Origin of the sequence: Pseudoalteromonas sp. ND6B (assembly GCF_000764215.1) — a bacterium.
Classification (GTDB): Bacteria; Pseudomonadota; Gammaproteobacteria; order Enterobacterales; family Alteromonadaceae; genus Pseudoalteromonas; species Pseudoalteromonas tetraodonis.
Window position 1 is genome coordinate 34,213 of record NZ_JQFL01000081.1, and the last position, 19,249, is coordinate 53,461.

General features: G+C 39.2%; 18 protein-coding genes. 8 read left to right on the forward strand and 10 right to left on the reverse strand.

From position 1 onward, the window contains the following. Positions 1 to 43 precede the first annotated feature (43 nt). Positions 44 to 913 carry a hypothetical protein gene (locus ND6B_RS00940; protein WP_033104338.1) on the forward strand — a complete coding sequence of 290 codons (870 nt, stop codon included), beginning with the start codon at positions 44 to 46 and terminating at the stop codon, positions 911 to 913. A 333-nt stretch (positions 914 to 1,246) separates the two neighbouring features. Further along, a complete protein-coding gene (locus ND6B_RS00935) occupies positions 1,247 to 1,612 on the forward strand; it encodes a hypothetical protein (protein ID WP_013464067.1) in 366 nt (121 codons plus the stop codon). A 301-nt stretch (positions 1,613 to 1,913) separates the two neighbouring features. On the opposite strand, the gene ND6B_RS00930 is transcribed toward ND6B_RS00935, so the two are convergent. The 6 genes from ND6B_RS00930 to ND6B_RS00905 all read right to left on the reverse strand — a co-directional run bounded on the left by ND6B_RS00930 (position 1,914) and on the right by ND6B_RS00905 (position 7,628). Next, positions 1,914 to 4,487, reverse strand: coding sequence for a M1 family metallopeptidase (locus ND6B_RS00930; RefSeq protein WP_033104339.1), 2,574 nt, complete (start codon positions 4,485 to 4,487; stop codon positions 1,914 to 1,916). Between the two features lie 114 nt (positions 4,488 to 4,601). Then, positions 4,602 to 5,282 carry a hypothetical protein gene (locus ND6B_RS00925; protein WP_033104355.1) on the reverse strand — a complete coding sequence of 227 codons (681 nt, stop codon included), beginning with the start codon at positions 5,280 to 5,282 and terminating at the stop codon, positions 4,602 to 4,604. Between the two features lie 89 nt (positions 5,283 to 5,371). Beyond that, complete coding sequence (locus ND6B_RS00920) at positions 5,372 to 5,722, reverse strand: DUF2750 domain-containing protein (protein WP_013464070.1); 351 nt, start codon at positions 5,720 to 5,722, stop codon at positions 5,372 to 5,374. A gap of 630 nt (positions 5,723 to 6,352) precedes the next feature. Then, on the reverse strand, positions 6,353 to 6,631 hold the full coding sequence (locus ND6B_RS00915) for a glutathione S-transferase family protein (protein ID WP_033104340.1): 279 nt from the start codon (positions 6,629 to 6,631) through the stop codon (positions 6,353 to 6,355). 69 nt (positions 6,632 to 6,700) lie between these two features. After that, entirely contained in the window at positions 6,701 to 6,982 is a 282-nt protein-coding gene (locus ND6B_RS00910) for a peptidylprolyl isomerase (RefSeq protein WP_008114778.1), read from the reverse strand. 76 nt (positions 6,983 to 7,058) lie between these two features. Then, positions 7,059 to 7,628, reverse strand: a complete 570-nt coding sequence (locus ND6B_RS00905; RefSeq protein WP_033104341.1) for a glutathione peroxidase — start codon at positions 7,626 to 7,628, stop codon at positions 7,059 to 7,061. Between the two features lie 88 nt (positions 7,629 to 7,716). On the opposite strand from ND6B_RS00905, the gene ND6B_RS00900 reads away from it, so the two are divergent. From ND6B_RS00900 to ND6B_RS00890, 3 genes are all read left to right on the forward strand, one after another. Continuing rightward, positions 7,717 to 8,205: a GNAT family N-acetyltransferase gene (locus ND6B_RS00900; protein WP_013464075.1), complete on the forward strand. Its 489-nt coding sequence runs from the start codon at positions 7,717 to 7,719 to the stop codon at positions 8,203 to 8,205. Positions 8,206 to 8,315: 110 nt separating this feature from the next. Continuing rightward, positions 8,316 to 10,307 carry an ATP-binding protein gene (locus tag ND6B_RS00895; RefSeq protein WP_033104342.1) on the forward strand — a complete coding sequence of 664 codons (1,992 nt, stop codon included), beginning with the start codon at positions 8,316 to 8,318 and terminating at the stop codon, positions 10,305 to 10,307. A gap of 36 nt (positions 10,308 to 10,343) precedes the next feature. Next, complete coding sequence (locus tag ND6B_RS00890; protein WP_033104343.1) at positions 10,344 to 11,471, forward strand: response regulator; 1,128 nt, start codon at positions 10,344 to 10,346, stop codon at positions 11,469 to 11,471. A 629-nt stretch (positions 11,472 to 12,100) separates the two neighbouring features. On the opposite strand, the gene queG is transcribed toward ND6B_RS00890, so the two are convergent. The 4 genes from queG to ND6B_RS00870 form a co-directional block, all read right to left on the reverse strand. Beyond that, positions 12,101 to 13,234, reverse strand: coding sequence for a tRNA epoxyqueuosine(34) reductase QueG (gene queG, locus ND6B_RS00885; RefSeq protein WP_033104344.1), 1,134 nt, complete (start codon positions 13,232 to 13,234; stop codon positions 12,101 to 12,103). Between the two features lie 70 nt (positions 13,235 to 13,304). Next, positions 13,305 to 14,525 (reverse strand): methyl-accepting chemotaxis protein, encoded by a 1,221-nt coding sequence (locus ND6B_RS00880; protein ID WP_033104345.1) that lies wholly within the window; start codon positions 14,523 to 14,525, stop codon positions 13,305 to 13,307. 58 nt (positions 14,526 to 14,583) lie between these two features. Continuing rightward, entirely contained in the window at positions 14,584 to 15,288 is a 705-nt protein-coding gene (locus tag ND6B_RS00875; RefSeq protein ID WP_024601219.1) for a glycerophosphodiester phosphodiesterase, read from the reverse strand. Then, a complete protein-coding gene (locus tag ND6B_RS00870) occupies positions 15,285 to 16,151 on the reverse strand; it encodes a DMT family transporter (protein WP_033104346.1) in 867 nt (288 codons plus the stop codon). The genes ND6B_RS00875 and ND6B_RS00870 overlap by 4 nt, the downstream gene beginning before the upstream one ends. A 329-nt stretch (positions 16,152 to 16,480) precedes the next feature. On the opposite strand from ND6B_RS00870, the gene ND6B_RS00865 reads away from it, so the two are divergent. The 3 genes from ND6B_RS00865 to ND6B_RS00855 all read left to right on the forward strand — a co-directional run bounded on the left by ND6B_RS00865 (position 16,481) and on the right by ND6B_RS00855 (position 19,092). Then, positions 16,481 to 17,584 carry a sensor histidine kinase gene (locus ND6B_RS00865; protein WP_033104347.1) on the forward strand — a complete coding sequence of 368 codons (1,104 nt, stop codon included), beginning with the start codon at positions 16,481 to 16,483 and terminating at the stop codon, positions 17,582 to 17,584. After that, entirely contained in the window at positions 17,581 to 18,195 is a 615-nt protein-coding gene (locus ND6B_RS00860) for a response regulator transcription factor (RefSeq protein ID WP_033104348.1), read from the forward strand. Before ND6B_RS00865 ends, ND6B_RS00860 begins: the two co-directional genes overlap by 4 nt. Positions 18,196 to 18,357: 162 nt before the next feature. Continuing rightward, positions 18,358 to 19,092 (forward strand): enoyl-CoA hydratase/isomerase family protein, encoded by a 735-nt coding sequence (locus ND6B_RS00855; protein ID WP_051686701.1) that lies wholly within the window; start codon positions 18,358 to 18,360, stop codon positions 19,090 to 19,092. The last annotated feature ends 157 nt before the right edge of the window (positions 19,093 to 19,249 follow it).

The following is a 19,249-nucleotide window of genomic DNA, read 5'->3' on the forward strand; positions in this document are numbered from 1 at the left end:
ATAACGTTATCATGAGGTGCTTAAAATTAAAACGAGAGAAAGCATGAAACTGATCAAACCGTTGTTAGGGCTAATAACAATTAATGCTTTAACGCTAGATATTGCTCAGGCAAGTATGCCTAAAAGCCAAATTTTGCTCGCCGATTTAAATACTCCGCATGGTATACGTGTAAGCATTGTTAGTGATAAAACGAGCTATAACAATCAACCCCATTTAACCGACACCGGCCTATACTATACCCGAGAAATAATCAGTAATGACCAGAGTCAAACAGATATTGCGCTTTACAGCTTATCATCAAAACAAACGTCTATGGTCACTAATACGCCACAAAGTGAATACTCGCCCACTTTAACACCGGATGGGCAGCACTTATCGGCGATTGTCGTTGAAGACGATGGTAAACAAAAGCTATGGCAATATCCGTTGGCACCCGAGTTGGCTGCAAGTCGTATTTTTGATTGGATTGAACCTGTAGGCTACCACGCTTGGGGAAGTAACAACGATTTAGTGATGTTTATTTTAGGCGAACCACACACTTTGCAATATACCTCGGTTGCTGCGGCAAAAGGTGAGGTGGTAGCAAGCGATATTGGTCGCACGCTTATTTATAATAAAGCGCAGGCTGAGTTTTTATTTAGCCATAGTAAACACGGGCAGCATCACCTAGCGCGTTTTGATCCACAAACTAAGCAAGTTACCGATATACTTAGACTGCCAAACCAAGTACAAGATTTCATCTTAAAAGATGAAAATACCATTGCTTACGCAATTAAAAACCGTGTTTACCAGCGTAAATTAACACGCGGCTCTGCTATATCGCAGTGGCTTGATTTAAGCCAATATTGCGATACTGAAATAAGCCGGTTGAGTTATAAAAATCAGCAATTAGCTTTTGTGTGTAGTGAATAAATAAATTTCGGACTTTCACTCATGCATGAGTTAGTCTAGGGTCTGTTGACCTTTGCGGATTACAATTTGTTCAAACTAGGGGCGGTTTAATCGCGGCGCGAGGTTTGTAACCTAGTGGGCTAAGTCAAAACTGAGCAACAAAGAGTAAATCGCCCCTAGGCAGAACCCGAAGGGCAGTGCCTGTTTGGCATTGATGCTGCGTTATCGCCTATTTATGGGGAATAACCACATTACATATGCTTTACCTTGGCTAAATACCAAACAGACTGCTGCAAATTTAACTCTGAAAGGTCAACAGATCCTAACCCCCTATTAAATAAAAAGGAAAGTCACGTGGCATTTAGTGCAGACGAGTTAACCGAGCAGCTGATCAAACTAGAGTGTAGAAGTAACTTTAAAATAAAAAACATAGCTGAGTATATGCTAGTAAACTCTAAAGAAGCGTTTTATACCCATGCGGAAGCAGGTAAAGGTAAAATTGTGATCCGACCTGCATTTGAAGTGTTTAGCGATGACTTTACTGATATTGATGGGGTTGTGCGTACTCAAGGCTATTTTCATAGCAGTGAAATGACCCGTTTTCCTACCCGTATTTATAAAAGTACGCAGCCTATTCATTATGGTGTCGCTTTTAAAATTAACTCTGAACAAGCGGCAAAAGAGTTTATAGCAAAGCTAACGATGATTATTGGCGGTTAATAGAGTGGTGCAGGGCTAAAGGCAAAAGGTGCAAGATAAAATCTTTAACCTTTAACCTTTAACCTTTAACCTTTAACCTTTAACCTTTAACCTTTAACCTTTAACCTTTAACCTTTGTCTTTAATTACTACCTCTAAAAGCGCAGCGCCTCTTAACCTCTTTGTGAATAAATTTTTTAAGATCTTATTACACAAAGAGAAGACAATGAGAAGTAAATGAGAAAACATCAGCCATTAGCCCGAGTTTGAGGTTTTCGGCCCGTTACTCGTCGCCCGCAGCCCGCCATCCTTTAAACTTTAACTTATTTGCTATTTAAAAAGCTATTGACTGATTTCAGTTCACGGTTTTTAAGTGCAATACAGTCATTGGTGCTCTCTGCAAGTTTACTTAACGTACGCGCATAACCGGGTACAGCATCCAGTTTAGCGTCAAAGAAACTTTGCGTTGTAGCTAAACTGTCAGCGTCACAGCTGGCGGTAGTAAAGTAAGGTAAGTTAGGCACAAAAAATGGTGGCAAGCTTGCTGTTACTTTATCGTAGTTGCTATAAATCCAATCAATAAACAGTGCTTGGCGTTCATCGGTGTAACTTTGACCCGATAAAATAGTACGCATATCAGAAGCCGTTACTTCGTCTGTTAAGCTATACGCCAGTACCGCTTTTTGTAGTTCAGGTTTACCAAAGTAACCCATTGCTGCCAGCATATTGGTACGCACTTGTGGATCTTTGGTGGTTTTAAAGGTTGTCATAAACTGATCTAGCAACGCCTTATCCCCATGAAAAGCCGCAAGGCGTAAATAAGTACCTGCTAAATAAGGGTCTACCTTTTGTGGATCGTTTAAGTAAGCTTGTGTTTGCTGTTTGGCTTTATTGATCACATTTTTATCTTCACCATCAAACCCTAAGCGTGATACTACCGCGGCACGAAGTTGAGCTACTGCGCCATCTTCGCCCATTTTTGCTTCTAGGCCATATTTTTTAGCGGCAGGCATCACCGCATTTTGAATAAACGTAGGCCATAAATCTTTATTGCTATCGTCTTTAAAAGTACGCTGCTGTGACGCTAAATAACCTAAAGCAGTATTAGCAACACGCGGATGACTATCGCTGGCAAATACTTCAAGCGTTTGCATTAATTTAGCCGCTGAAATGACACCGGCATCAAGTAGGGCATCTGTTGCCGATAATAGGGCTAAGCGTTCACGGTCGTTTAATACCGTAGCTGCATTATCTATTAACGCATTAAATTGCGCATCATCCATTACCCAACGGTAATAACCTAGCGCGCCTTGATCTGGATAAATCCACTCTGGTTCAAAGTCTAATGCTAGCGTTTGGCTTTGTTTATTTAATAATACATTGGCTGTTTGTACTTTATCGCCAGCACCATATTTAATCGCAACCGGTACATTCCACAGTTGAGCAGGAGCTTCAACACCGGCATTGGCAAAACGACTTTGCGAAATCGTAATGCTCTTACCTTGCTGCTTAACGTTAATTAGCGGGAATGACGACTGTTCAATAAACGATTTTAAAACGCTCGCTACATCTTTATTTGAAGCCTTACCAAGTGCTTCCCATAAATCGGCAGCTTCTGCATTTTTATAGGAGAATTCTTTTAAGTAGTTCTGAATACCAGCTTGAAATGCCTCTTCGCCAATCCAGTTTTCAACCATCGCCAGTACTGAGCTGCCTTTGCTGTAGGCAAGGCCTAAACCATCCATAATATCGGCTTCGGTTTTAATTGGTTTGCGAATTGGCTTAGTGCTTAAACGTGCATCTAACGCCATTACGTTGTTTTGTGGTAAATCTAGGTGTGATTCAAACTCAGGATTAAGCTGCTTAGTAATTTTTGCCGCCATCCAGCTTGCAAACGCCTCATTTAACCATAAGTCGTTCCACCACTTCATAGTCACTAAGTTACCGTACCATTGATGAGCTAATTCATGGGCAATAATAGAGACATTACGTTGTTTTTTACTACGCGTTGCAGCTTCTAAATCAACCAGAAGAATATCTTCGCGGTAAGTCACTAAACCTGAATTTTCCATAGCGCCAAACGGAAATTCAGGAACAGCCACTGAATCTAGCTTTTTATATACATAAGGAATACCAAAGTACTCTTCAAGTGCGCCCAGTACTTTAGGCATGTTCTCTTTTGCATATTGCGCTAAATGAATTTTACCTTGTGGGGTGATCACACGCCCAGGAATAGGCATGCCTTTAATTTCTAGCTCTTCAAATGGACCTACAGCCATAGCCACTAAGTAAGATGGAATTGGTGGCGTTTTATCAAAGTAATGGGTGGTCATATCGCCATTCACCGTCGTTTTTAGCTCAGGTGTATTTGAATACACTTTTTGTGAGGTGGGGGCGGTAATGGTTAACTGAAACGGAATTTTATAGCTTGGTTCGTCAAACACCGGAAATGCACGGCGCGCATCACTCATTTCAAATTGCGTGAACAAGTACGGAACGCCTTGATCTAGGGTTTTATATAACCCCACACTCTGGCGGTTATAAGGCGCTGAAAAATCTATTTTTAAGGTGTATTTACCTGGCTGAATTTGCTCTTCACAGCTAAATTTAACTTTACCTGTTTTAAGCATTTCGCTGTTTAAATCACAGTTTTGCTCACCTAGGAGTTGCACCATTTTAGTTGCATAATCAACACCATTGAGCTCAATGTAGTGTGTTGGTTTGAGCACTTCTAAGCTGATCTCGGTCATTCCTGTAAAGGTATCCTGACTTGGGTCGAGCGTTAAAGCGACTTTTTGTGAACTTGGCTTTGCGAGTTTTTCAATGACGAATTCGTTAGCGTGAGCAGCATTCATCGCAAGCGCAACGCTCACGGTTAAGAGGCTTTTTAAAAACATAGTTATCCCTAGATTTTTTGTTGTTAGAAACAGTCATATAGACGGCACTTCATCCTAACAGCTTTTTTTACTAGAGTAAGCGCAGATCGCTAAGGAAAAGAGTAACAAAGTTTGTCAGTGGCTATCTCGGGCTAAAAACCGCTGCCAATGAATATGGGAATTGATAACCCGGATCTGTTGTAGCACCTTATTTAACAAGGCTATATCGTTAAAGTTATCATGAGGGTAATCATTAAAGCCCATTAAGTAATTAAAGCAGTCTTTGTTGCCTGCTTGCAGGGCATAAATACGAATTTGCTGTTCAAAGTTAAGCCGTAAACTACTAATTGCGGTTTTCATACCGAGTTGATCCACCGAAGGAATTGCACATTTTTGCAAATATCCTGCGCGTTCACCCTCTCCTGAAAACCATATGCGCACTTTTTCGCTATAGCGCCCTGTTTTAGCGGGAAGATCAAACATTAAACGGGAGTGGTTTTGTGCTTCTACATAAGCTAAATAGTCATTAAACCCAGCACTAATAAGGGCATGATGAACAGGTACCAAACGGGGTTTAATTTTACCGTGGGTATGAAAACTAAAACAGAGAATATTATTTTTAAGTATTAGGTCATCAAGGGTTAAGCAGCCAATTTCATCACTGTAAGCGCCACTGTAATAAGCAATTAAGGGCAGCCAGAAATGCCAGTGTTTAGCTTGTTCGCGGGCAAGCCGTGTATCACTATAAATATATCCGTTATAGAGCGTATGCAGCTCCATAGCTGAAAATGGACGACGACCAAGATGGGTTTTCAACGTATTACCTTGACAGTTTTTATTATTTTTATACCCCAACTAACCGTTGCTGTTAGTTGGGATAATGTCAGCGAACTAACGCCTAAAACTTATTCGCTTAGCGCGCGAGCTAAACCAACCGGTTCAATTTCTACACACACCTGATCGTCATTCCAATTTAAACCCACTAATGCATCATCAGATTTTAGGTCTTCAACCCAATCATCTAAGAATTCATCTAGGTTGATTTCTACTGGACTGTAGTCTTGCCACTCTTCTTTACATTGTGCTTGTGCTGCGTCTTGTGATTCCCACAGTAAAAGTACATCGGTGTCGTCAAACTGATTTGACTCACATACAACAAAGCCACCATCATCGGCACCCAGTGCCCAGATCTGCTCACTAACACGTACTTTTTCTACAAAGCTAACTAGTTGTGATTCAATTTCGATATCGCTCATGTATCCACCTTTTAAAATTTAAGTCGAGGGTTGGTATTTTTAGCCGCTTGACGCTGACTAAACGCCTCATGAAACTTAACTAATTGCGGCTGCGCGCTAAAATCAGTGAGTTCACGAAAGCATATCCAATCAAGTAAGCAGTATAAACTGATGTTGAGGCATTCACAGCTTTTAAATTCATCATCGCATAAATGATCATTTAAATAGTGTAATGTTTGCGCAACTCGCTCATTTTGCAGATTAAAAAATAGTTTATCAGCTTGCGTGTCAAATCCAGAACGTTGGCATAACAGTAATTCAACGAATGAATCATTGCAGGCATTGATGCTAGGGCCTGTTGACCTTTACGGATTAAAATTTCTTCAAACTAGGGGCGATTTAATCGCGGCGCGAGGTTTGTAACCTAGTGGGCTAAGTAAAAACCGAGCAAAGCTTCCGCGTCCTGCTCACGCCCCTTACCTACATCCATGTAGGCAACAAAGAGTTAATCGCCCCTAGGCAGAACCCTTCGGGCAGCGCCTGTTTGGCATTAATACTACGTTATCGCCTATTTATGGGGAATAACCACACCACATAGGCTCTGCCTTGCCTAAATACCAAACAGACTGCTGTAAATTTAACCTTGAAAGATCAACAGGCCCTAATTAAAAAATGCTCTTGAGGCCATGTAAGTGGGGGTTGCTTAGTTTTTTCAAGTAAATAACGCAGTATGGTATTTGAATCACTTAGGGTAAGCGTGTCATCGACCAATATAGGGATTTTGGCTGCTGGATTTTTTGTGACCACCAACGGCTGATCGTCTTTAGAAAAAATATCGAGATTTATAAACTCAAGCGCACAGTTATTTTGTTCTGCCCAGATTCTAACGCGGCGAACATAAGGGGAAGGAATAGAGCCAAATAGTTGCATAATGGGGCTTTTGCCAACTCCACATAAATAAAAAGCCGCTGATGCGGCTTTATTAATAAATCGATTTACTTACTCTGAGCGGCTGGTTACTTCTAATAAATGGTAACCAAACTGTGTTTGTACAGGGCCTTGTACTTGATTTAGCGGCGCTGAAAATACCACCTTGTCAAATTCAGGCACCATCATACCAGGGCCAAACTCACCTAATGCACCACCATCTTGACCTGATGGACAATTAGAGTGTAGTTTAGCGAGTTCTGCAAAGTCTTCACCTTGCTCAATTTTATCTTTAAGGTCTAAACATTGTGCTTCACTGTCTACGAGTATGTGCCTTGCACTTGCAACTGCCATAAGTTCTCCTACCTGTAAGTTTAGTTTTTTAAATTTGATAGCAACATCTTAGTAAGGTTAAACTGAAAACACAAAGTTAAAATGCACTTTTGATTACGCTTTCTAGTTTTGCTGAATCCGGTGCTACGCGGCTGTTAAAACGCGTAATCGTTTTGCGATTGGCCGATACCACGTATTTATAGAAGTTCCAGTTTGGTGAACTGGTTTGGGCGTTTAAATGCTTGAAAATAGGGTTTGCGTCACTACCACGTACTGCGCTCGTGGCCAGCATAGGGAAAGTTACACCATAATTTACGTAACACACTTTAGCGGTATCTTTTTCATCGTTTTCTTCTTGAAAAAAATCATCTGATGGAAAGCCTAATACCACCAAACCTTCGTCTTTGTATTTATTATAAAGCGCTTCTAAACCTTCAAATTGCGGCGTAAAACCGCAGTTACTCGCAGTGTTAACAATCAAAAGAGGCTGGTTTTTAAAATCACATAAGTTAATGGTTTCAGTTGAGCGCAACTTTCTAAGTGAAACATTCGTGAAGTCATTGCAGGTGTTTGCATCTAATGAAGGGAGGGGCGAGTCTGCGGCATATGTATTTAGCGAAACACAACTTAACGCTAGGGTTAAACCAAGTATTATTTTTTTTATCATGCTATTACCTTAAGTGCGTTTTTAGAGTATTTATGTAACTTATCATACGCTACTATAGGCTAAATTGATCAATTTTACTTTATTTTCTATGACTATACGTTTAGCAAAACCTGATGATTTAACTGCCATTGTTGCTATTTACAATGAAACTATCCCTAGTCGAATGGTCACCGCCGATACCGAAGAGGTGACCGTCGCTGATAAACAACCTTGGTTTGATAGCCATACTGCTCAACGCCCTATTTTTGTTTACTGTGAGAATAACCAAGTATTAGCGTGGCTTAGTTATAAATCGTTTTATGGCCGCCCAGCTTACGATGGCACCGTTGAGTTAAGCATTTACATTACGGCAGCAGCCCAAGGAAAAGGGTTGGGTAAAAAGCTGATGCAATTTGCACAACAACAAGCCAAGCAGCTTAATATCGAAGTATTACTTGGGTTTATTTTTAGTCACAACGAACCGAGCATTAAATTATTTAAGCATTTTGATTTTGCAGTATGGGGAGAGCTGCCTAACGTAGCAAGAATGGACAATCAGCTGTACAGCCTGACTATTTTTGGTAAGCATTTAACCTAGTACCATAACAAAAGGCAGCAAAATTCACTTTTACGTAGGTGATTATGCTAAACCAAAAATTCTAGACTATGCTGAAAAGGTGTTTAATTAACTCTTTAAAGTGTGTCTAAATGGCGAGAAAAATACTTATTATTGATAGCAGTAGCATGATTGCTATGCGCTTAAAAGTGTTATTAGAACTAATTGGCTGCCAAGTTGAATTAGTCCACTTTGCTATGTTTGATGAAAATACAGACATAGACATTTATGACTTGTTGGTATTTTCTCAAGGCGTGCCAACCGATGTTGTATCGATAGTTGTTGAGAAAGCGACTTCTCAATCATTTTTGTTATTAGCGCCAAAAGCAGAATCAGGGGAGTTGCTTAGCGCATTTTCCAAATTAAATGACTTGATACCCAATGCCACCATTATCTACCCCTTCTTTTCCAATAAAGAAATAACGTCTTTAATTGAGGCCTTATTAGAGATAGGTCCAGATCACATTTTTAAACTGCCGACAATTTTACTCGTTGATCATGTTAATGAGCGATTAGAGTCACTTAAAAGTAGCCTTTATGGCGCTCATATTGAGGTATACACCGCAACAAACCATGATGAAGCAATTAATATTGCCAAGCTAAGGAGTATTGATATTTTAATCAGTGACTTTAGCTTACAACCGGGTTCTGGTTTAGAGATATTTTCGAGTTTAAAAAAAATACAACCGCATAGTCGTTGCTTGTTAGTAACCTCACGCCCTGAACAATCTATGTTAGAAGCCATTCGCCAAGGTGTTGAAGATGTTTTAATTAAGCCTTTAAATGACAATGTGTTACTACAGGCTGTACATAAATTATGGCAAACCGAGCTGCTAAAACGTCACAATGCTGAGCTAGTAGAAAGATTACAAGAAACAGTTGATGTGCTGATTGAAAAAGACAGCCTACTGCAGGTCATTTTTAAAAATACCCCCGATCCTATTTTATTATTTGAACGCAAAGGCAAGATAGTCGAGGCCAATGATGCCTGCTTAAAATTATTTAATTTAAAGTTTAAAAAGCTCATTGCTCACTCGTTATTTCATTTTTTAGATGATGACTCGGTGCAGGCAATAAAAGATAAAATCTCTACATTAAACAGTAATCGTCAGTTTAGTTGTGACTTACACATTGTAAATAAAGACGGAAGTAAAATTCCGCTAGTTGGATCATTTAATGAAATAGACCACCATGGCGAAATAGCGTTAGCGGTTATTTTTAAAAATGTTAGCCATTTAAAACAAAAAGAAGATCTACTGTTGGAAGCCAAAGATCTTTTAGAAGAGCAAGTAAGGGCACGTACTTCACAGCTTGAGCATGCGAAAAATATTGCCGAAGCGGCTAATCTAAGTAAATCAGAGTTTTTGGCAAATATGTCGCATGAGCTAAGAACCCCTATGCACTCTATATTGAGCTTTTCACGTTTTGGTATTAGCAAGTTACAAGAGGGTGATTTTAGCAAAGATAAACTTTTGAAGTATTTAACTCGTATTGAATCAAGTGGGCAAAGACTACTATCGTTACTTAATAATTTACTCGACCTTTCTAAATTAGATGTTGGTAAATTTCCATTCAACCCACGGGCTTATGATTTAGCGACTATTGTTAAAACCAGTATTGATGATGTTGCCGGTATTGCTATTGAAAAAGATATAAATATTGTTTTTAGCTCTGATAACGCGCCGATTGTTGCACAGTGCGATGAAGAGCAAATAAATCAGGTTTTGAGAAATGTATTGAGTAATGCACTCAAATTTAGTGAAGAGCACAGTACTGTTGAAGTTGTCATGCAAAGAGACGATGACAATGCAAACATTGCAGTGATAGATAGCGGTATAGGAATACCTGAAGAGGAACTTGAAACGGTTTTTAATAAATTTGAGCAAAGCAGTAAAACGAATAGTGGTGCAGGTGGAACTGGGTTGGGTCTTACCTTGTGTCGTGAGTTTGTTTCATTGCATCAAGGCAGTATTAAAGCATGCAATAACAGCCTTGGTGGAACAACAATTTCGATACAAGTTCCTTTAGAAATAAACTTAGATGAATACCTAGCTGATGAGCAATTAGTGAAAAATAGCGGCTAACAATCGAATTTTTTTAATTTATATGGATGAAAAATTATGGCTTTAACTAAAATTCTTGCAGTCGACGATGAACCATTTAACCTCGAAATAATTGAAGAAATATTAGAGGATCTTGATTTTGAACTTAAGCTAGCTTCCAGCGGCCCTGAATGCTTAAGTATGGTTGAAGAGTATATGCCTCAAGTTATATTACTTGATGTAAGTATGCCAGAAATGAATGGTTATGAAGTATGTAAAGAGCTTAAAGCTAACCCCATTACCCATGACATCATCGTGATGTTTGTATCTGCAAGAGGTACGGTTGAGGAGCGCATGGAAGGTTATTCAGTAGGCGCGGAAGACTATATTGTAAAACCGTTTGGGCACGACGAATTAAAGCAAAAACTGAATAAACTAAATCAAGTCTTAATAGAAAAACAACAGCTTGAAAAGCAAGTAAAAGAAGCGACCTCTACCGCCTTTAATGCCATGGCAAATAGCAGCGAAATGGGTCAGATAGTAAATTACATTGAAAATATTGGTTTTATTAACGATATACAAGAGCTTGGCAAAGCATTAGTAGAATGCTTACAGGCATTTGGCCTACAAAGTAATATTGAATTTAGATGTAACGATACTAAGTCGCACTTTGCGCTCAATGGGGTGTGTTCGCCAATTGTAATTGAGTTATTTGAAATGCTTAAAAGCAAAGGACGACTGCATGAGTTTTCTCATCGCATTTTGGTTAACTACGAGCTTGTGAGTTTACTGATTTTAAATATGCCAGAGCATGACGAGCAAAAGCACGGACGCATACGTGATCATATTTGCTTTATTGTAAGTGTAACCGAGCAACAATTACGAGCCATTACCACTAAGCAGATGCTGGTATCGCAGCAGGAGCGGTTAAATAAAGTTGCCGCTACTGTGCATAGTAAGTTTCATCGTTTAATTGGGATGTTGAACGACAGTCGTATTAATAACGAAAAAGTATTTAAGCATTTACAAGAAGAACTCGAAGAGCGGATCCCAACTATGGGATTGGATGAAGACCAAGAAATTTTTATTTATAAAAAAGTAGACGAAACCATACAAAACTCGGTTGCACGTCAGGAGTCAGTGGATCAAGTTAAAAAAGCCTTTGCAGAAATAGAGCAAGATCTTGCTTTATTGTTGAAAGGTTAAAGGTTAAAGGTTAAAGGCTAAAGGCTAAAGATGCGGGCTACGAGGCGCGGGGTAAGTTCCTTACTACGATTAGATATATTAACTTGTAGCAGCGACTTTATGTCGCGTCTTTTAAAGGTTAAAGACGAAAGGTAGGAGTAACAGGTTAATTAAGATCGGTACTTCAATTGTGGCTTCTCATTTTATTCTCTGTGTTCAATAAGATATTAGTAAATTACACAAAGAGGGCACAGAGTTCACAGAGAAAGTGATTACAGACAAAGGCTAAAAATACGGGCTACGGGCTGCGAGGCGCGGGGTAAATTCCTTACTACGATTAGATATATTAACTTGTAGCAGCGACTTTATGTCGCGTCTTTTAAAGGTTAAAGACGAAAGGTAGGAGTAACAGGTTAACTAAGATCGGTATTTTAATTGTGGTTTCTCATTTACTCCTCATTTTCTTCTCTCTGTTCAATAAGCTATTAGTAAATTACACAAAGAGGGCACAGAGTTCACAGAGAAAGTGATTACAGACAAAGGCTAAAAATACGGGCTACGGGCTGCGAGTCGCGGGCTAAACTCGTCGCTACGATTAGGCAGATAGCTTGTATCAGCGACATTATGTCGCGTTTTTTTAGGCAATAGGCTTACGCGTCTCTGGGTAGGCCTTTTTCAACAATCCGTATTAGCCGTGCTGTTTTGCGCAGCTTTTGTCTTTGTTTATCATGTTGCTGGGTAAGTGCCCATTCTATGTGCTCATTCACCATGTCACTGACCGTTTTGCGTTTATCTTCAAGTGCATGAATAATCGCTGGGCTAAAATCTGCGTTGCCTAAGCCAACCGCTATATTTCGTAACCAACGCTCATGGCCAATACGCCGAATAGGGCTGCCCTCGGTATTTGTTAAAAAGGTAGTTTCATCCCAGGCAAATAACGCGAGTAAGTCTTTATTTTTTAATTGTGTACGGGGGTGGAAGTCTTGCTCGTCGGTAATTTGTCCATAGCGATTCCATGGGCACACTAACTGGCAATCATCGCAACCATAAATGCGGTTACCCATTAAGGTTCGGTATTGCTCTGGAATAGCCCCTTGATGCTCTATGGTTAAATACGATATGCATTTACGTGCATCTACCACATAAGGTTCTACAATAGCGCCGGTAGGGCAAAGGGTTATACAGGCAACACATTTACCACAACCTTCGAACGTGTTTTCATCATCAATAGGCAGTGGTAAATCTACAAATAACTCGCCTAAAAAAAACCAAGAGCCAGCCTCTTTATTGATTAATAAAGAATGTTTACCTCGCCAGCCAAGCCCTGCTTTTTCAGCTAATTGACGCTCAAGCACTGGCGCTGAATCAACAAAAGGCCTAAAGCCATAGTCACCTACCTGCTGTTCAATTTTTTTACCTAATTGCTTGAGCCGATTACGCATTAATTTGTGATAGTCACGGCCAAGTGCATAGCGGCTGATATAGGCTTTCTCGTTATTTTTAAGGTTTTTGGCAAAGCCTGAATCTGGCGGCAGGTAATTCATTTTTACTGAAATAACTCGTTGCGTGCCAGGGACTAGCTCGCTAGGGCGGGCGCGTTTCATTCCATGTGCAGCCATGTAATCCATTGAACCATGATACCCTGCATCAAGCCAACGCTGAAGCTGTGCTTCATGCTTAGTTAAATCAATGTCAGTAATGCCCACTTCACTAAAGCCAAGTTGTTGGCCCCATAACTTTATTTGCTGGGCTAGCTGTTCATAGTTTGGTTTTACGTCGCTCACATACTTCACACAGTTAAATGACAAGCCGCTTAATTTAGCATAATCGCGGCTTGGGTGAAATTGTTATTGCCTAATCTACAAAGCGTTTTAACTGTTGTTGGGTTTGTTGGCTTAGCTTTTGTGATTGTTCAGAATCATGCAGTGCTGTATCTATTTGTTGCTTGGCTTGTTCGCCTAGCGCCACAATTTGCTCAACCGATTCATGCGTTTGGTTTTGGGTATCTTCGAGCAAGTGTACGGCATTGGCTATTTGCTGCAATTGTTGTTGATTAAGTTCAAACTCATTGAGCATTTTACCAAACCCATCAGAGGTGGTGTTAATTGATGTTTGCGCATTATTTGAGTGGTTTATTAATTGCTCTGACTCTTTATTCGTTTCATTAACGAGCTCATTCATTTGGGTAATAAAATCACTAATTTGGCGTGTTGCGTCGCTTACTTTAACCGATAGGGTACGAACTTCATCGGCAACCACGGCAAAACCTCGCCCCGCTTCACCAGCGCGTGCCGCTTCTATGGCTGCATTTAGTGCTAATAAGTTAGTTTGATCCGAAAACTCTTCAACCATTTTTAAAATACTGCGAATGTTTTCGCTGTTCTCTTTCAAGCCCGCAATCGTTTTAGAAAAACTACCCAGCATTTCATTAATAAGCCTTACCTGCTCAACTAGTTTTGATAGCTCACCAGCAGAGAGCTTTACAAAATTAAGGTGTTCATTATTGACCTGATGTACGCTATCAGTGTTGCTTACTATAGCCTGCAGGCTTTGGGTAATTTGATTACTGGCATTAATAATAGTGTGGCTTAAATTAATTTGCTGCTCACTCAATTGTTCAGTGTGTTGCATTGATTGCGTTACTTGGCTGTTACTCTGTACACTCTCTTGGGCGCTGGTATAGGTAGTGCTTAATAAACTATTTAAATGGGTAGTAAATTGATTGTATTGCTCACTTAAGTCTCTAAATTCATCAAACGTGAAATGGGGTAATTTGGCTGCTAAATTCGCATCTTGTTGATTAATATTAATGAGCGTATCGCGCATGGCTTTTACCGGGCGCACAATTAAAAAGCGCATATAAAAAATAGTAAATATAAAGCCTGCAATAATAAGTAGCGCAAGTGCCCAAAATAAGCCAGTGCTTTGTTGGTTTTCGGTTAAACTACTGTGTAACCAAAACAAAGTAATGGCTTGAAATAAAAAAACAAAACTTAAATTCCCAACTATTTTTCGGGTTAAAGTATAAAACAGTGTTTGTTCTAAAAAATTATAAATACGCATGTAGCTACTCATTAAATAGTGACCTACTAAATTATTGTTTTTATAGCATAAATGGCAATTAAATAATTAGTTATAGTTCATTTAATTGCGCTAAATAATGCTTAGTTCGTTCAGGGTCGTTAGTAAAAATACCATCAACACCACAGGCAAGCATTAGTTTAATATCTTCGACTTCATCTACGGTGTAAGCAAATACTTGTAAACCGCGCATTTTGGCATCGTCTACAAACGGTTTGTTCATAAAGTTTTTGTCAATATGAATGCTGTAGGCCTGTAAGTCTTGTGCAAACTTTGCATACTGCAATGGAATTGACGCAGTAAGTGCGCCAATTTTAAGCCACGGTAAACGGCTCTTTAGCCAGTGTAGTTGATGATGATTAAATGATGAAACTAAAATATTGTCTGCGGTTATTTTTTTGTTCGCAATGTTACTTTCAAGCACGGTTGCAAACTTTTCAAGTTCAAAGGTATGCTTTAGCTCTAAATTGAGTAAGGTTTGGTTATTATTCCAGTCTATTAATTGCTGCAAAGTAGGGACTTGTTCGCCATTTCCTGCATCAAACTGTTTAATTTGCTGGGCACTAAAGTCGCACACTTTGCCTTTGCCATTAGTGGTTCTATCGAGGTAGGTATCGTGAATAATAACGTAATCATCAAGCGCGCTTTGTACATCAACCTCAATGCCATCTACATTCGCTTTTAACGCCGCTATAATGGCGCTTTGCGTATTTTCAGGAAAGTGTGTGCTTGCGCCTCTATGTGCAAATATTTTCATGGCTGCTTTTTCCGTGAAATTGACCAAGTTTCAAAGCACGCAGCACTAACAATCAGTGCGCCACCAATCAGGGTCATCACTGAGGGGCGTTCGTGCAGAATAATTATAGCCAGTATTGTGCCATAAAGGGGCTGTAAGCAAGAAATCAATCCAGCGGTTGCTGCTGATAAATGTTTTAAACTCGCTGCAAATAACGAATGCGGCATCGCAGTAAACACCACACCGGCAATAAGCAGAAATATTAAATCAGTATCATTAATTTCTGTTATGGGCACTTCAATAAAAGCACACAGCATCAGGCTTGCCACTAAGGTTTGGTAAAACATGGTTTGCGGTCCACCATACTCGCTAAAGTAGCGTTTATGAGTAATATTACGAAGAGCAAAAAATAATGCTGATACCACGCCCGTCACAACACCTAAAGTGATGTCATCGCCTAAATTAACGTTAGGGATCAATAAATAAATGCCAAAAATCACCACCACAGCACTTATTATATCTTTTGTTTTGGGCTTACTTTTATTAAATAGGGGTTCTAAAAATACCGTGATCACGGGATAGGTAAAAAAGGCTAACATGCCCACGGTAATTCCCGCCAATTGCATGCCTGCAAAATAGGTTACCCAGTGAATACCTACGGCAACGCCTAATAAAATGGCAATCACATAATCTTTAGCGCGATGCAGCTTAATTGGTTTTTTTTGCAAAGTTAGTAGCACACAAATTGCCAGCCCAGCGATAGCCGCGCGATAAGCGGTAATATCTAATGCATTTAAACCAATTAGCTTTGCGAATAAGGCGGTACCGCCAAATAAAAGGACGGCAATGTGTAAGTAAATTAAGCTTTGTTGTTGGGACTGCATTAAATTTTCCAGGTCACTTTTTTTGGCTATATTAGCATTGCTTTTACACTCAGAAGATGAATTTTTCTATTTCATGACAAATGTCAGCCAAGTTAATGACACTTCACACTCTTATCTATTTTACCCACTGGCATAGTTACCTTACTTATATTGGAGGGTGTTATGAATTCTTTAATTTTAACAAGCTTAAGCATTAGCGATTTTTTAGAAACACTAAGTTTTACTATCACTTATGTAGATTGTTTTATGTTCGTATGCATTTTTATGTTATTTGTATTTATTAATAAAAAGAGTGCTATAAATAAAAATAATAGGCCAGAGGTATTGGTATGAGCTCGGTTAACAGGTTTTCTCAGCAAAGCGATAAAGATTTTTGGAAATATGGTCATTTAGTTTTTACCGGTTTTTATTTACTCCCGATGATCATTGATTTTGCCAACTTTACGGCTAACCAAATCACTCTGTCTTTAGCCTTTTATATTGCGTTTATACTTTTATATGTAAAAGCAATAAATTGCAAAAATAGGGGAGTAACTAAGTTAGTTATCGCTATGTTACTGGTGTGTTTTAGTGCCACTTTTTATAGCGCTGGTACACCAACCTTATTTGGCTTCATAGCTTATGTAGCGGGTTATGCATATAGCAATTATCAAAGAGTTTATGCCGCATTAGCGATAATTTTAACTGTTTTACTAAGTTCATATGTAGGTGATATAGCAAAGGTTGAGTACTTTTTAGCGGTGGCTTTACTTTTATGTGCCGCTTTATTTAGCTATGGGATTGCAGCAAAAAGAGAGCGCGAACATAAAAAGCGCGAACAAGAAAGCGCAAAGCAATTGGAGCAACTAGCAGCCATTGCTGAGCGTGAACGCATAGCCCGAGATTTACACGATATTTTAGGTCATTCATTGTCATCAATAGCTTTAAAAGCTGAGCTTGCGAATAAACTAAATCAAGGCGAGCGATACGATCAGGCTAATAATGAAATTGCCCAAGTAGCAAACCTTGCAAGGCAATTGCTTAGTGATGTAAGAAGCGCGGTAAGTGATTTAAAGCAGCTCAACTTAAATAGCCAAATAACACAGCTAAAACAAACACTCAAAGAGCAAGGTTTTAACATAAAATTTAACGTTAATTTAGCGATCTTACCCGTTAAAGTAGAGGGCATTGCGAGCCTTATTATTAAAGAGTCGGTTACTAATTTATTACGCCATAGCAGTACAAAAAACGGCTCTATCAATATAGAGCAAACAAAGCAGCAATTAGTTATCAACGTTATTGATAATGCGCCATGCACTACATTAAAAGCAGGCAATGGTTTAAATGGCATTAAAGAGCGGGCTGAGCAATTAAATGGCAATGCAACATTTACCTGTGGCGACACATTTACTTTAACTGTTGTGCTGCCACTGAGAGCTGAGGATTTAAAATGATCAAAGTATATTTAGTTGAAGACCAAGCGCTGGTTCGCGACGCAGTTGCAGCCTTATTAAGCCTTGATTTCAATGTTGAGGTGATTGGTCAAGCAAGTAATGGCCAAGATGCGTTAAATGAAATCAACGCGCTTAGTAAAGACTTACACCCAGATATTGTTTTAACAGACATAGAGATGCCAAGCATGAATGGTATTGAGCTTAGTGAACAAATAGCCGCTAAGCACCCTGCAATTAACATGGTTATTATGACCACCTTTTCGCGAGCCGGTTATATTAGGCGTTCTTTAAGTGCGGGTGTTAAAGGTTTTATTTTAAAAGAAGCGCCAAGCGAAGAGCTAATTAATGCGCTTAAAAAAGTAATGCAAGGGCAAAAGGTGATTGACCCAGAGCTGGCAATTAACGCATTAGACGATACCGACCCACTCACAGATAAAGAACGCAAAGCGTTAAAACTTGCAAGTGATGGCTTAAAAACCAGCGAAATAGCAAAACAGCTTTATATAAGTGAAGGCACAACGCGTAATTATTTATCCGATGCAATTGCTAAACTCAATGCCACAAACCGAATTGATGCAGCACGTATAGCCCGACAAAAAGGGTGGTTGTAATTGCGCGAATATTTAAACGCTATGGCTTAAGCTCTCGCTCCTTTAATGGTTACAAAAATAGACGCTTTATAAATTTCATACAACGTATTACTATTCTATTTATAATTATAAAAGTAATGAAAAGTGCTAAAAGCGCAGCTAAAAGCACTAAATGAGGGTCTAATGACAGCATTAATAGAAGTTACCACGCAAGGAAGCACGGCTATCCTTACTATGAATACAGCAGAAAACCGCCATAATCCAACCTTTATAAACGAGTTTAATCAACACCTAGATACGATTGAGGCTAACGAGCATATTAAAGCGGTGGTGCTAACCTCAAGTAGCGATAAAAGTTGGTCGTTAGGCATTGATTTACAGTGGATGGCAAACCCTGACAACACACCACAAATAATTGCCGATTTTATGAACTCGATAGGTGCCTTGTTTAAACGTATTGTAACTTTTCCTATGCCTATTATTGCCGCGCTAAACGGCCACACTTATGGTAATGGTTCGGTGTTGGCATGTGCCTGTGATTTTAGATTTATGAAATCAGACAAAGGCTTCTTTTGTTTCCCCGAAGTCGATGTATTAGTGCCGTTTGTACCGTCTATGTTTCCTATTATTAATAAAGCCATAGATCAGCAATTTTTTAATCGTTTAGCCATGACCGGTGAGCGTGTTGATGCGCAAAAATTGTTACAGCAAAATGTGGTAGAAGCAATTTTTGCTGATGAGCAAGCCTTGCAAGCGGGTGTGTTAGAGTTTGCGCAAAGCTTTAATAAAAATCGCTGGATATACGCTCAAAACAAAACCCAAATGAACAAAATTATTCTCGATACTATGGCAAAACAAGACCCGAGTTTTATCGATAATATAAGTAATTTGCTGTGGAAAAACTTACAGCAAAAATAAGTGGTTTTTAAAAAAGTGAGTAAAAACGCTACTGCTAGTTTACTCACTTTTAAGCTCTTAAATTAAGTACATGTTAAGCGTTATTTAGTTATATTTTCACAAAATGCAAAAGGTAATAACGCTTTATTAAAAGTTTAATGGCTTTTACCTGTCTCAT

Excerpts from the sequence above, each read along its gene's own strand:
- ND6B_RS00895 (WP_033104342.1), top strand. The coding sequence starts at position 8,316 with ATGGCGAGAAAAATACTTATTATTGATAGCAGTAGCATGATTGCTATG.
- ND6B_RS00875 (WP_024601219.1), bottom strand. The coding sequence starts at position 15,288 with ATGAAAATATTTGCACATAGAGGCGCAAGCACACACTTTCCTGAAAAT.
- ND6B_RS00855 (WP_051686701.1), top strand. The coding sequence starts at position 18,358 with ATGACAGCATTAATAGAAGTTACCACGCAAGGAAGCACGGCTATCCTT.
- ND6B_RS00940 (WP_033104338.1), top strand. The coding sequence starts at position 44 with ATGAAACTGATCAAACCGTTGTTAGGGCTAATAACAATTAATGCTTTA.
- ND6B_RS00870 (WP_033104346.1), bottom strand. The coding sequence starts at position 16,151 with ATGCAGTCCCAACAACAAAGCTTAATTTACTTACACATTGCCGTCCTT.
- ND6B_RS00865 (WP_033104347.1), top strand. The coding sequence starts at position 16,481 with ATGAGCTCGGTTAACAGGTTTTCTCAGCAAAGCGATAAAGATTTTTGG.
- ND6B_RS00860 (WP_033104348.1), top strand. The coding sequence starts at position 17,581 with ATGATCAAAGTATATTTAGTTGAAGACCAAGCGCTGGTTCGCGACGCA.
- ND6B_RS00915 (WP_033104340.1), bottom strand. The coding sequence starts at position 6,631 with ATGCAACTATTTGGCTCTATTCCTTCCCCTTATGTTCGCCGCGTTAGA.
- ND6B_RS00880 (WP_033104345.1), bottom strand. The coding sequence starts at position 14,525 with ATGAGTAGCTACATGCGTATTTATAATTTTTTAGAACAAACACTGTTT.
- ND6B_RS00920 (WP_013464070.1), bottom strand. The coding sequence starts at position 5,722 with ATGAGCGATATCGAAATTGAATCACAACTAGTTAGCTTTGTAGAAAAA.
- ND6B_RS00890 (WP_033104343.1), top strand. The coding sequence starts at position 10,344 with ATGGCTTTAACTAAAATTCTTGCAGTCGACGATGAACCATTTAACCTC.
- ND6B_RS00930 (WP_033104339.1), bottom strand. The coding sequence starts at position 4,487 with ATGTTTTTAAAAAGCCTCTTAACCGTGAGCGTTGCGCTTGCGATGAAT.
- ND6B_RS00900 (WP_013464075.1), top strand. The coding sequence starts at position 7,717 with ATGACTATACGTTTAGCAAAACCTGATGATTTAACTGCCATTGTTGCT.
- ND6B_RS00910 (WP_008114778.1), bottom strand. The coding sequence starts at position 6,982 with ATGGCAGTTGCAAGTGCAAGGCACATACTCGTAGACAGTGAAGCACAA.
- ND6B_RS00905 (WP_033104341.1), bottom strand. The coding sequence starts at position 7,628 with ATGATAAAAAAAATAATACTTGGTTTAACCCTAGCGTTAAGTTGTGTT.